9 protein-coding genes are annotated in these 13301 nt (G+C 62.9%); 1 reads left to right on the top strand and 8 read right to left on the bottom strand.

Going from position 1 to position 13301, the window contains the following annotated elements; all coding sequences use genetic code 11:
* Positions 1–20 precede the first annotated feature (20 nt).
* Entirely contained in the window at positions 21–1055 is a 1035-nt protein-coding gene (locus IVB48_RS05025; protein WP_247397926.1) for a cysteine synthase A, read from the top strand.
* Here IVB48_RS05025 and IVB48_RS05020 read toward each other — a convergent pair.
* The 8 genes from IVB48_RS05020 to IVB48_RS04985 form a co-directional block, all read right to left on the bottom strand.
* Complete coding sequence (locus IVB48_RS05020) at positions 1052–1585, bottom strand: DUF805 domain-containing protein (protein ID WP_247360921.1); 534 nt, start codon at positions 1583–1585, stop codon at positions 1052–1054. The genes IVB48_RS05025 and IVB48_RS05020 overlap by 4 nt on opposite strands.
* Before the next feature lie 136 nt (positions 1586–1721).
* Positions 1722–3962: a glycosyltransferase family 41 protein gene (locus tag IVB48_RS05015; protein ID WP_247397924.1), complete on the bottom strand. Its 2241-nt coding sequence runs from the start codon at positions 3960–3962 to the stop codon at positions 1722–1724.
* A gap of 113 nt (positions 3963–4075) precedes the next feature.
* Positions 4076–6319 (bottom strand): tetratricopeptide repeat protein, encoded by a 2244-nt coding sequence (locus IVB48_RS05010; RefSeq protein ID WP_247397923.1) that lies wholly within the window; start codon positions 6317–6319, stop codon positions 4076–4078.
* Positions 6320–6417: 98 nt separating this feature from the next.
* Positions 6418–8682: a tetratricopeptide repeat protein gene (locus IVB48_RS05005; protein ID WP_247397920.1), complete on the bottom strand. Its 2265-nt coding sequence runs from the start codon at positions 8680–8682 to the stop codon at positions 6418–6420.
* Positions 8683–8782: 100 nt separating this feature from the next.
* The gene (locus tag IVB48_RS05000) at positions 8783–9520 is read right to left on the bottom strand and encodes an amino acid ABC transporter ATP-binding protein (RefSeq protein WP_247286117.1); all 738 of its coding nucleotides are present in this window, start codon (positions 9518–9520) and stop codon (positions 8783–8785) included.
* Between the two features lie 11 nt (positions 9521–9531).
* The gene (locus IVB48_RS04995; protein ID WP_247397918.1) at positions 9532–11052 is read right to left on the bottom strand and encodes an amino acid ABC transporter permease; all 1521 of its coding nucleotides are present in this window, start codon (positions 11050–11052) and stop codon (positions 9532–9534) included.
* A complete protein-coding gene (locus tag IVB48_RS04990) occupies positions 11049–12254 on the bottom strand; it encodes an ABC transporter permease subunit (RefSeq protein WP_247397916.1) in 1206 nt (401 codons plus the stop codon). The genes IVB48_RS04995 and IVB48_RS04990 overlap by 4 nt, the downstream gene beginning before the upstream one ends.
* A gap of 25 nt (positions 12255–12279) precedes the next feature.
* Positions 12280–13296, bottom strand: a complete 1017-nt coding sequence (locus IVB48_RS04985; RefSeq protein WP_027569961.1) for an amino acid ABC transporter substrate-binding protein — start codon at positions 13294–13296, stop codon at positions 12280–12282.
* Positions 13297–13301 lie beyond the last annotated feature (5 nt).

Below are 13301 nucleotides of genomic sequence, written 5' to 3'. Positions count from 1 at the left end.
TGCCAGTGATTTGCCCAGACATGACCATCAACAACGACGTTGTCGAAGCCATCGGCAACACCCCGCTGATCAAGCTCAAGCGCGCTTCCGAACTGACCGGCTGCACCATCCTGGGCAAGGCCGAGTTCATGAATCCCGGCCAGTCGGTGAAGGATCGCGCCGGCAAATGGATGATCCTTGAGGCCGAGAAGCGCGGCGAGCTCAAGCCCGGCGGTCTCGTGGTGGAATCGACCGCCGGCAATACCGGCATCGGCCTTGCGGTCGTGGCCAGCGCCCGCGGCTACCGCACGCTGATCGTGATCCCGGAAACGCAGAGCCAGGAGAAGAAGGGTTTTCTGAAGCTGTGCGGCGCCGAGCTGCTGGAATCACCGGCACTGCCCTATTCCAATCCGAACAACTATCAGCATGTCGGCCGCCGCCTCGCCGACGAGTTGCGCAAGACGGAGCCGAACGGCGTGCTGTTCGCCGACCAGTGGAACAACCTCGACAATGCGAAGGCGCATTACGAGTCCACAGGTCCCGAGATCTGGGAGCAGACCGGCGGCAAGATCGACGGTTTCGTCTGCTCGGTCGGCAGCGGCGGCACGCTCGCCGGCACCAGCCGCTTCCTGAAAGAGAAGAGCAAGGACGTCAGGATCGCCTGCGCCGATCCCCATGGCGCCGGCATGTATGAATATTTCAGAACGGGCGATGCCAAGGCGACGCCGGGCGGCTCGATCACCGAGGGCATCGGCCTCAACCGCGCGACCGCAATCGTCGAGAGCGCAAAGGTCGATGACGCTTATCTCATTCCCGATGCGGAAGCAGTTACGGTGATCTACGAACTGCTCCAGCACGAAGGCTTGTGCCTCGGCGGCTCGACCGGCATCAACGTTGCCGGCGCGATGCGTCTCGCAAAACAGCTCGGGCCCGGCAAGACGATCGTCACCGTGCTCTGCGATTCTGGCAGCCGTTACCAGTCGAAGCTGTTCAACGCCGACTTCATGCGCGCCAAGAGCCTTCCGGTGCCTGAATGGCTGGAGAAGCGCAGCAACATCAAGCTGCCGTTCGTCTAGCCCCAAGTCGGCCGCGACGATCCCTGCGACACCCGCGCGAGGCGCTCGTTCGATAGCGAAGGCTTGTTCGCGCGCGTGCGCGGCGGGAGGGGAGCGCCGTAGGAGCCTTCGCTGTCGCCGCTCGGCCAGAACATGAGCGCGAGCATCAGCGCGAGGTTGACGAGCGCGCCGATCGCCGTTGCCTGGTGCTCCTGCCCAATTGCCCAGGCCGGAAACCGGCCCGCGACGACATGGTCGACGATCATGAGCGCGAACCAGGCAGGCACCACGCAGACCGGATCCCAGCCGATGTCGCGGATGCGCATCGATTGCAGCGTGACGGTCGCAACTCCGAAGAACACGATTGCGACCATCATCGCCCAGCTCTTGGTGAGGTCTTCGGGTCGGATCGCGCCGGGCGAGGTGTTGTTCAGCACGGCCATTGCGATTGCAAAGCAGATCGCCGTCATCACGATCGCAAGCGCGACCGTCGCGAGGAAGAAATGCAATCGCCCGAGCCGGGCGTTCAAGCCGAAGACGAAACCGAGCATTAGCGCACCCTTTTTGGCGCCACATGCCCAGAGATAGCTTTCGGAGCCATGAACCTGCACGGTCGCGCAGCGCCGCATGGTTTCCGGAGGACTAAGGTGGCCGGCGCGATTCGAGGCTTCGCTCCACCCGGCACGGTCAGGCGCCCTCGCCGCCTTCCGAGGCCGCAGCACAATAGTTGCGCCAGAACTGGCGGTAACCCGCCTCGACCCTGGCCGTGTAGATTTCGACATTGCCGGCGGGGGACGCTGCGATCCGGGCCGGCAACTCCGCGCGCAACTTCGCCAGATACTCGGGCTGCTTCGCAAATCTCTGGGCGATCTCGACATAGCCATCGTCATCCTCGGCGATCCAGTCGCCGAGACCGATGGCGGTCACGATGGAGGCGCCCGCACGCGAGGAGGCTCCAATGCCGAGCTTGGCCACGACGGGAACGCCCGCATAGAGCGATTCCCAGGTGCTGACGCCGCCGTTTTGCGGGAACGTGTCGAGCGATATGTCGACGTTCGCAAACGCCCGCAGGTGCTCGTCGCGCGGCGACGAGCCCAGGCAGATGACATTCTCCTCGGCAACGCCCTGTGCCACGAACCGCGCGACCAAATTGTCGCGCAGCATGGGATCGTCAAGCAGGGTATGCTTGATGATGATCTTCGAACCCGTCACCTCGCGCATCACTTTCGACCACACCCGGATGGCCTCGTCCGAGATCTTGTAGATGCGGTTGAACACGCCGAAGGTGACATAACCATTGCGGAGCATGGGCGGCTCCGATGCAGGTAGATCCAAAATGGGATCGATCGTGATCAGGCACGGCAGGTCGTAGACCTTTTCAGCCAGCAGATGGCGCGCCGATTGCGGAATGAAGACCGGATCCGCGAGCACGTAGTCCATGGTCTGAAGGCCCGTGCCCGTGGCGTGACCAAACCCCGAGACCTGGATCGGGGCCGGCTTGCGGGCGAAGACATGGAGCCTGTTGCCGGTCGTGTGCCCGGACACGTCGATCAGGATATCGACCTTGTCAGCCTGAATGCGATCGGCCAGTTCGTCGTCCGACATCTGCCAGGCGTCGACCCAGACGTCCGCCGAGGATCTGAATGCGGCGGTGATCTCATCTCTTACCGGCGAGCACGAATAGCAGACGATCTCGAACCTGGCGTGGTCATGGTGGCGCAGCACTGGCAACAGAGCGAACGCTGCCGAGTGATGCCAAAATTCGGCAGCAACATAGCCGACCACGATCCGCTTGTCGGGATCAAGCTGCCGGGGGGCAAGAATCCTTCGCGGCAACTTCGAGCCGATCGCGTCCCACCACTGCTTTCGTGCGGCCTGCTGAACCGCGAAATCGGCGTCGGAAAGATAGTCGAGAAAGAAGATCTTCCGGCCGATCAAGGACGCATCCGGTACAATGGCCAGCGCCGCATCGAGTAGCTCGATCGCCGATGCGATCTCGCCCTGGTTGGCAAAACAAGCGCTCAGCAGCGCCATCGCGATCGCGGAGCGTGGATATTCCTCCAGCAACGTGGTGCACGCCAGAATCGCTTGCGCCGTGTTTCCCATGGCAAGCGCGACTTGTGCCTTCCCCTGCAGGGCCACCTCGAGCTTGGGCGCAAGCGCAAGGGCCGCATCAAAGTCCGCCGCCGCCTGTTCCAGGCTCGACGTCTCAAGATTGAGCCGTCCACGATTCGCCAAGATCTTCGCCGAACCCGGCCTGATCGCGAGCGCCGCCTCCAGCGCGCCCTTGGCCTCGTCGAAGTTTTTGAGCTCGATATTGACCAAACCTTTGCCGACGAGCGCCTCCACGTTTCGCGGCTGAAACAACAGTGCGCGCTCGAAGCTCTGTTTGGCGCGATCAAGCTGGCGCAGCGCAAGCTCTGCCAGGCCGCGATTGCAGAGCGCATCGGCATGATCGGGCTTCAGCCCGATCGCGCGATCGTACGATTCGATAGCCTGCTCGACGCGGTTGAGATGCAACAAGGTATTGCCGAGGTTGGCCAAGGCCATGGGGAAGCTCGGCTTCAACGCGATGGCCCTCTCCAAGGACGTACGCGCTTCCTCATACTCCCCAAGCGCGAAATGCGTGGCTCCCAAATCGGAAAATGCCTGTGCCGAGCGTGGGTCGACCGTCACGGCATATTTGAGCGCCTGTTTCGCTGCCTCGAAGTGTCGGCTCGCGAATGCGCCCAAGCCAAGCAGGTGCAAGGCGCCGAAATGCTCCGGAAGTTCATTCAGGATCTGGCGGCAGAGCGCCTCGGTCTCCGCATACCGGCCCTGGCCATAGGCCGTATTCGCGGTCGAAATGATCGCGTCCGCCTGCTTCTTCAATTTCTTCTGCAACCGCGCGTTCTGGAACGCGCGTGCGCCGGCGCCGCTGCTCTGCAAGGATTCTCTCCGGAGGATGCCCGGGAGGATTCTAGCTGATTCGCGGCCAAGGCCGTCCGGTTTAGGCGGCCCGGCAATCTCCGGAAGATGCCGGTGCTCAACGCAGGCCTCGCCTACGCAACGCCGCCGTCACTCGAGGCTGCGGCACAATAGTCGCGCCAGAACTTTCGGTAACCCACCTCGAGCTCGCGCGTGTAGGTCTCGACATTGCCCGCGGGCGAAACCGCGATCCGAGCCGGCAAATCCGCGCGCAATCTCGCCAGATACTCGGGCTGTGACGCAAATTTGCGGGCGATCTCGACATAGCCATCGTCATCTTCCGCGACCCAGTCGCCGAGGCCGACGGCGGTCACGATGGAGGCGCCAGCACGCGAGGAGGCACCGTTGCCGAGCTTGGCAACGACGGGAACGCCCTTGTAGAGAGATTCCCAGGTGCTGATGCCGCCATTTTGCGGGAACGTGTCGAAGGAAATATCGACCTGGGCGAAAGCCGCCAGATGGTCGTCACGCGAGGTGGTGCCGAGGCAAGTGATGTTCTCCTCGACAACGCCCTGCGCGAGGAAACGCGCGACCAGACTATCGCGTAGCAGGGGATCATCGAGCAGACCATGCTTGAGGACGATCTTCGATCCCGGCAGCTCCCGCATGATGCGCGACCACACACGGATCGCATCATCCGATATTTTGTAGATGCGGTTGAACACGCCGAAGGTGACGTAGCCGTTGCGGAGCATCGGCAGATCTGACGCCTGCAGATCCGAGACTGGTTCAATCGTGATCAGGCACGGCAGATCGTGGATTTTCTCGGCAAACAAATGCCGAACCGACGGCGGAATGAAAATGGGATCCGCGAGCACGTAGTCCATGGTCGGCATGCCCGTGCCTGTCGCGTGTCCGAAGCCAGTGGCCTGGATCGGGGCCGGCTTACGCGCGAAACACTGCAGCCTGTTACCGGTCGTGTGGCCCGAAACGTCGATCAGGATGTCGACATTGTCCGCCTGGATACGATCGGCGAGCTCGTCATCCGAAAGCCCCCAGGCTTCGACCCAGACGTCCGCCAACGATTTGAACATGGCGGTGTACTCGTCCCCGCCCGGCCAAGAATAGTAGCAGATGATTTCAAATTTGGTGTGGTCGTGATGGCGCAGCACCGGCAGCAGCGTGAGCCCCGCGGAGTGCTGCCGGAATTCGGCAGCGACATAGCCGACCACGATCCGCTTCTCCGGATCCAGCGGCCGCTTTGGCAGCTCCCTTCGCGGCTGCTTCGAGCCGATCTGGTTCCACCAGGATTTTCGCACCGCCTGCTGGACTACGAAATCGGCCTCGGCGCGGTAGTCCTCCAGGAAGATCTTTCCTCTGATCGCATCCCCATAGTCCGGCCGGACTGCCAGCGCGCGATCGAGATACTCGATCGCTGCGTCCATGTCCCCCTGGTTCGAATAAGAGAAGCCCATCAGCGCCAGCCCCGTCTCGGAGCGCGGATTGTGCTCGATCAAAGCCGCTGCGGCTGCCATTCCCTGCGCCGTCCTTCCCATGACGAGACAGGTCTGAGCCTTGCCCTGGAGCGCCAGCTCGAGCTTGGGCGAGATCGCAAGCGCCGCCTCGAAATCCGCAAGCGCGGGCTCCAGGCGCTGCAGCTCGTAACTGAGCCGCCCGCGCTGGGCCAGGATCCGCGGCGAGCCCGGCTTGATCGCCAGCGCCATGGCGAGCTTGGCCGCCGCATCGTCGTAGTGCCGCAGCTCCCTGCTGACCATGCCGGTGCCGACGATGGCCTCGGCGTGACGGGGCTGAAACAGCAGGGCGCGGTCGAAGCTTTCCTTGGCGCGCATGATCTGTCCAAGCACAATCTCGACCATGCCGCGATTACAGAATGCATCGGCATAGTCCGGCTTGATCTTGATGGCGCGCTCGTGCAGCTCGAGCGCCTGTTGGTACTGCCCCAGATGCATCAGCGTATTGCCGAGGTTGGTCAGCGCCACCGCGAAATTCGGCTTCAGCGCGATGGCCCTCTCCTGGCACCGCCGCGCCTCTTCGTACTGGCCGAGGTCAAAATGCACGGTCGCGAGGTTGTTATGGGCATCGTGCAAGCGCGGATCGAGCGCAATCACGCGCTCGAGCAGCTGTTGCGCCTCCTCCAGGTGCCGGCCGTCATGCGCGCACATGCCGAGCAGATGCATCGCGTCGACATGATCCGGCAGCCCTTTCAAGATATCCCGGCAGAGTGCTTCGGTCTCGGCATATCGGCCCTGGCCATAAGCGGCAGCCGCGGCGGAGAGGATGGCGTCCGCCTGCTTCATCAATTTCTTCTGCAATCGCGCGTTCTGGAATGCGCGCGCGCCGCCGCCGCTGGTCTGCAAGGTGTCTCTCCGAGGGATAGCCCGGCGAGAGTCTAACTGATTCGCAGGCCTGGCCGGCCGGTCAGCCGGCGCGGTGATACCCCGAGATTTCCCGGGGCTCAGCGGCCCGGCGCCGCTGGCCTCCTACGCACGTCGCCGCCCTTCGAAGCCGCGGCGCAATAGTCGCGCCAGAACTGGCGATAAGCCGCTTCGACCTCGCGCGTGTAGATTTCGACGTTGCCGGCGGGCGAAGCCGCGATCCGAGCCGGCAAGTCCGCGCGCAGCTTCGCCAGATGCGCCGGCTGTGCCGCATATTTGGATGCGATCGCGGCATAGCCCTCGTCATTATCGGCGACCCAGTCATTGAGACCGACCGCAGCCACGATCGACCCGCCGGCGCGCGACGATGCACCGTTGCCGAGCTTGGCTACGACCGGCACGCCCGCATAGAGCGATTCCCAGGTGCTGACGCCGCCGTTTTGCGGGAACGTGTCGAGCGATATGTCGGTGTTCGCAAACGCCCGCAGGTGCTCGTGGCGCGGCGACGAGCCCAGGCAGGTGACATTCTCCTCGGCAACGCCCTGTGCCACGAACCGCGCGACCAAATTGTCGCGCAGCATGGGATCGTCAAGCAGGGTATGCTTGATGATGATCTTCGAACCCGTCACCTCGCGCATCACTTTCGACCACACCCGGATGGCCTCGTCCGAGATCTTGTAGATGCGGTTGAACACGCCGAAGGTGACATAACCATTGCGGAGCATGGGCGGCTCCGATGCAGGTAGATCCAAAATGGGATCGATCGTGATCAGGCACGGCAGGTCGTAGACCTTTTCAGCCAGCAGATGGCGCGCCGATTGCGGAATGAAGACCGGGTCCGCGAGCACGTAGTCCATGGTCTGAAGGCCCGTGCCCGTGGCGTGACCAAACCCCGAGACCTGGATCGGGGCCGGCTTGCGGGCGAAGACATGGAGCCTGTTGCCGGTCGAATGCCCGGACACGTCGATCAGGATATCGATCCCGTCGGCCTGAATGCGATCGGCCAGCTCGTCGTCCGAAAGCTGCCAGGCATCGACCCAGACGTCCGCCATGGACCTGAATTCGTCGGTTATCTCATCTCGTAACGGCGAGCACGAATAGCAGACGATCTCGAACCCGGCATGATCATGATGGCGCAGTACTGGCAACAGAGCGAATGCTGCGGAGTGGTTCCTGAATTCGGAAGCGACGTATCCGATCAATATCCGCTTGTCCCGATCGAGCGTGCGGGGCGCCAACGCCGTTCGCGGCAGTTTGGCGCCGATCGCTTTCCACCATTGCTTTCGTGCGGCCTGCTGAACCGCAAAATCGGCGTCGGGGAGATAGTCCAGAAAGAAGATCTTGCGCCCGATCAAGTCCGCATAATCAGGTGCGATTGCCAGCCCCGCGTCGAGATGTTCGAGCGCAGTCGCGATGTCTCCCTGGCTCGCATAGCAGGAAGCCAGTAGCGCAATTCCGATGTCGGACCGCGGATTTTCCTCTAGCAAGGTTTCGACCGCCGCAATCGCCTCGGCCGTGTTGCCCTTGAGAATGTTGACTTGCACCTTTCCCTGCAAGGCCACTTCGAGCCTCGGCGAAAGCGCCAGCGCAGTATCGAAGTCCGCGAGCGCCTGCTCCAGCCGCGACAGATCGAGATTGAGCCGTCCGCGCTGCGCCAGAATTGTCGGTGAATCCGGCTTGATCGCGAGCCCTGCCGCGATGGCTGCGGCCGCCTCTTCGTAGTGCCGGAGTTCGATGCATACCATGCCCTTGCCCGCGATCGCTTCCGCGTGACGCGGCTGAAACGCGAGGGCACGATCGAAGCTCGCCTTGGCGCGCTGGAACTGGCCTTCGATCAGCTCCGCCATGCCACGATTGCAAAATGCATCGGCATAGTCCGGCTTCAGCCTGATAGCGCGTTCGTGCAGCTCGATAGCCTGCTCGGCGAGGCCCATGTGCAGCAGCGTATTGCCGAGATTGGTCAAGGCGATCGGAGAATTCGGCTTCAGCGCAATCGCCTTCTCCTGGCATGCGCGAGCGTCCTGAAACTTCTGGAGGGTGAAATACACTGCTCCGAGATTACCATGGGCATCGGGCGAACGCGGATCGAGCGCCGTCGCGCGCTCGAGCAGTTGTTGCGCCTCGTCGAGCCGCCCGCCATCATACGCGCGCAGGCCGAGCAGGTGAGCGGCGTCGAAATGATCCGGAACCTCCGTCAAAATCCGGCGGCAGAGTGTCTCGACCTCCGCGTATCGGCCCTGCCCGAGTGCCTGAACCGCGGCGGACATAAGCGCGTCCGCCTGCTTCTTCAATTTCTTTTGTAATCGCGCGTTCTGGAATGCGCGCGCGCCGGCGCTGCTCTGCAAAGTCTCTCTCCGGAGGATGGCCCGAAAAGAGGCTGGCCGATTCGCATGGTGCCAAGCTGGCGGGCCGGTTAGACCCGCGACGCCACCGGATTGCAGGCGCTCAGCGCAGGATCTGGCTCAGGAACAGTTTTGTGCGGGCGTGCTGCGGGGCCGCGAAGAACTCTTTGGGCGTGTTGGCTTCGATGATCTGGCCCGCGTCCATGAACACCACGCGGTTGGCGACCTCGCGGGCAAAGCCCATCTCGTGGGTAACGACCAGCATGGTCATGCCCTCCTCGGCAAGGTCCACCATGGTGTCCAGCACCTCCTTGACCATTTCGGGGTCGAGTGCCGAGGTCGGCTCGTCGAACAGCATCACCTTCGGGTTCATCGTCAGCGCGCGGGCGATGGCGACGCGCTGCTGCTGACCGCCGGACATCTGTCCCGGAAACTTGTTGGCCTGGTGCGGGATCTTGACCCGCTCCAGAAACTTCATCGCCGCTGCCTCGGCGTCCTTCTTGGGGATGTTGCGCACCCAGATCGGCGCCAACGTGCAATTGTCCAGCACGGACAGGTGCGGAAACAGGTTGAAGCTCTGGAACACCATGCCAACTTCGCGCCGCACCGCGTCGACGTGCTTCAGGTTCGGCCCGAGCTCAATGCCGTCAACGACGATCTCGCCTTCCTGAAACTCCTCGAGCGCGTTGATACAGCGGATCAGCGTCGACTTGCCGGAGCCGGAGGGGCCGCAGATCACGATGCGCTCGCCCTTCTCGACCGCAAGGTCGATGTCGCGCAGCACGTGAAACTCGCCGTACCATTTGTTCAGGCCGGATATCTTGACGATTGGGTCGGACATGGTGACCTCGATCAGTTGCGGCGGTGAGCGTTGAGGCGGTGCTCGACGAAGAGCGAGTAGCGCGACATTCCAAAGCAGAAGATGAAGTAGATGATCCCGGCGAAGGCAAACCCGGTGAACGCGGTCGACGGCGACGACCATTTAGGATCCGAGAACGACGCCCGCAGCGAGCCCAAGAGATCAAACAGCGCCACGATCGAGACCAGCGACGTGTCCTTGAACAGCGAGATGAAGCTGTTGACGAGGTTCGGAATGACGTGGCGCAGCGCCTGCGGCAGAACGATCAGCGAGGTCGTCTTCCACCAGGACAGCCCCAATGCCGCGGCCGCCTCGCCCTGCCCGCGCGGGATGGCGGCCAGCCCGCCGCGGACGTTCTCGGCCTGATAGGCGCCGGTGAACAGCGAAATTCCAATCAGCGCACGCACCAACCCGTCGACCGTGAAATTGCCCGGGAGAAACAGCGGCAACATGTAGGTTGCGAAGAACAGCACGGTGATCAGCGGCACGCCGCGCCAGAACTCGATGAAGGCGATCGAGAAGATCCGGATCAGCGGAATGGTCGAGCGGCGGCCAAGCGCCAGCGCAATGCCGATCGGCAGCGAGGTGACAATGCCGGTCACGGAGACCACCAGCGTCACCAGAAGCCCGCCCCACAGGTTGGTCTGCACGATCGGCAGTCCGCCGTGATCGAGCCCCATCAGCTTGATCACGATTGCGATGGCGACGAAGGTGGCGATGCTGGACGTCAGGGCCCGCCCCCCGGTGCGGAGGCCGCCGCCGAGAACGAAGGCGATCAGGGAGACGATCGCGGCGGTGATGGCGAAATCGGCCCAGACCGACTGGCCTGTCCCGTGCAGCTGATCTCGCAGCCAGGTCAGCGGAAAGATCAGCCAGTAGATCAGGTTACCCACGAGCACGATGACATTGCCGACGACCCGCAACAGCGGTGCGGCAGAGGACGTCTTGCCGAGACTGAGCAGAGCCTGCCCGGCGCCGATGATGCTGTCGTCGAATAATTGCAGCAGGTCAGCGGTCCAGCTCAGGCCAAATCCCTTGATGCCGCCGCCATGCAGCAGAAAGAATGCAACCACTGGAAACGCAAAAAAGAACAGGCCTGCGTTCAATCCTTTCGAGGGCAGCCGCGGAATGAGCAACGGCACCAACAGAACCACTGACAGGACGAGCGTGAGGTCGACCCGCCAGCGTTCGGCTTCGGGGTAGAAGCCGTAGATCAGTTGCGGCAGCTTGGCCTGGATGTAGGGCCAGCAGGCACCGACCGCAAAGCCGGCGTTCTCGGCGAGGCAGGCGGTGCGATCCTTGCCGGTCCAGACTGCGTCGACCATCAGGAATTTGACGGAAGGAATGACGGTGAACCACAGCAGCAAAGCGCCGACGATCGTGAGCAGGATGTTGGTCGGCGAGTTGAACAGGCGCGTCCGCACCAGGCCGACGAAGCCCGTGGTCTTCACCGGCGCGGGACGCTCGTCGAGAAGATCCTGGCGGACGAAACTGGACGAGCTGATATCGCTCATGCGCCGAGACTCCGGCTGATGCGCCAACCGTAAACGCTCATGACGGCGCTGGTGATCAGCGAGATCAGGAGATAGACGCCCATCGTCATGGCGATGATCTCGATGGCCTGCCCGGTCTGACTCAGCGACGTGCCGGCGAACACGGAGACGAGGTCGGGATAGCCGATCGCGACGGCCAGCGACGAATTCTTGGTGAGGTTGAGGTACTGGTTGGTCAGCGGCGGAACGATGACGCGCATCGCCTGCGGCACGACGACCAAGCGCAGCGTAGTGCCGCGGCTCAGGCCCAGCGACGATCCCGCCTCCATCTGTCCGCTGTGGACGGAGAGGATGCCCGCGCGCACGATCTCGGCGATGAAGGCGGCCGTATAGGTCGACAAGGCCAACGTGAGCGCGACGAACTCCGGGATGATGCGCGAGCCGCCGGCGAAATTGAAGCCCTTGAGCTGCGGCAGCTCGAAGGTGAAGGGCAGACCCGCTACCAGCATGGTGACGAGCGGCAGTCCGAACAGCAGCCCCAGCACATAGGGCCAGATCCGGATCATTTGCCCCCGCTGGAATAGCGCCCGGCGCGCATGGATGCGCAGCGCCAGCGAAGCCACGATGCCGAACGCCAGCACCGCAAGAAACGCCTCGAAGCCGCTCTCGCCGATCGGGCGGGGAATGACGAGACCGCGATTGCTGACGAAGGCGATGCCGAGCAGCGAAATGCTTTGTCGTGGATTGGGCAAGGCCGCGAGCACCGCCAGGTACCAGAACAGGATCTGAAACAGCACCGGCAGGTTGCGGATGATCTCGACATAGATTTCGCCAATGCGCGCGAGCAGCCAGTTGGGCGACAGCCGGCACAGCGCGACAATGAAGCCGATCACGGTGGCGAACACGATGCCCACCACCGAGACCACGAGCGTGTTGAGGAGCCCGACCAGGAATACGCGCAGGAACGTGTCTGAGCCGGTATACGAGATCAGCGTCTGATTGACGTCGAAACCGGCGTTGTTCGCGAGGAAGCCGAAGCCGGCCGCAATGTGCTGGTTCTCGAGGTTGGCGCGGGCGTTGGAGACGATTTCATAGGCAATCCAGCCCAGGACCGCAGCGAAGGCAAACTGGACGGCGATGCCGTTCCAGCCTGTCTTGCCTCCCAGCACGCGCCTGATCTTCAGCGCGATCTGGGGCGGGGGTTTGCGAGCCTCGATGCTCATCGCCGCGAGCGCGGATCAGGCGGGGTCAGCGGATCGGCGGCGCGTACTGGAGACCGCCCTTGTTCCAGAGATTGTTGAGACCCCGACTGATACCAAGCGGCGAGCCTGCGCCGACGTTGCGGTCGAACACCTCGCCGTAATTGCCGACGGCCTTCACGATGCGCACCACCCAGTCCTTGCTCAGGCCGAGCTGTTCACCGAAATTGCCGTCGGTACCGAGGACGCGCTTCAACTCCGGATTTTCCTGTTTCGTCTTCTCGTCGACGTTCTTCGCGGTCACGCCGAGCTCTTCGGCGGTGATCATGGCAAACAGCGTCCATTTCACGATGTCGAACCATTGGTCGTCGCCGTGGCGCACCATTGGTCCGAGCGGCTCCTTCGAGATGATTTCCGGCAGCACCATGTGATCGCCGGGATTGGCAAGCTTCAGGCGGTTGGCGTACAGGCCCGACTGGTCGGTGGTGAAGACGTCGCAGCGCCCTGCCTCGTAGGCCTTGACCGTTTCGTCGTTGGTGCCGAACGCGATCACCTCGTACTTCATGTTGTTGGCCTTGAAGTAGTCGGCGAGATTCTGCTCGGTGGTGGTGCCGGTCTGGACGCAGACCGAGGCGCTGTTGAGCTCGAGCGCCGAGTTCACCTTGAGCGACTTCTTCACCATGAAACCTTGCCCGTCATAATAGGTCACGCCGGTGAAGTTGGCGCCGAGCGAGGTGTCGCGCGAGATGGTCCAGGTGGTGTTGCGCGACAGCACGTCGACTTCGCCGGATTGCAGCGCCGTGAAGCGGTCCTTGGCGGAGAGCGGCACGTATTTGACCTTAGTCGGATCGTTGAAGATCGCCCCGGCGATCGCGCGGCAAACATCGACGTCAAGCCCGGTCCAGTTGCCCTTGTCGTCCGGCGAGGAGAAGCCGGGCAGACCCTGACTGACACCGCAGGACAGCATGCCGCGGTCCTTGACGGTCTTGAGCGTTTGCGCATGGGCGGCTTGGGCAGTCAGGCCGGCGGCGAGAGCGAGAGTGAGAGCCAGGGTTACGCGTTTCATGGGCT

The organism is Bradyrhizobium sp. 76 (genome assembly GCF_023073025.1).
Lineage (GTDB): Bacteria > Pseudomonadota > Alphaproteobacteria > Rhizobiales > Xanthobacteraceae > Bradyrhizobium.
The sequence above is the reverse complement of the archived record's forward strand: the minus strand, read 5'-3'. Positions and strand labels throughout refer to the sequence as shown.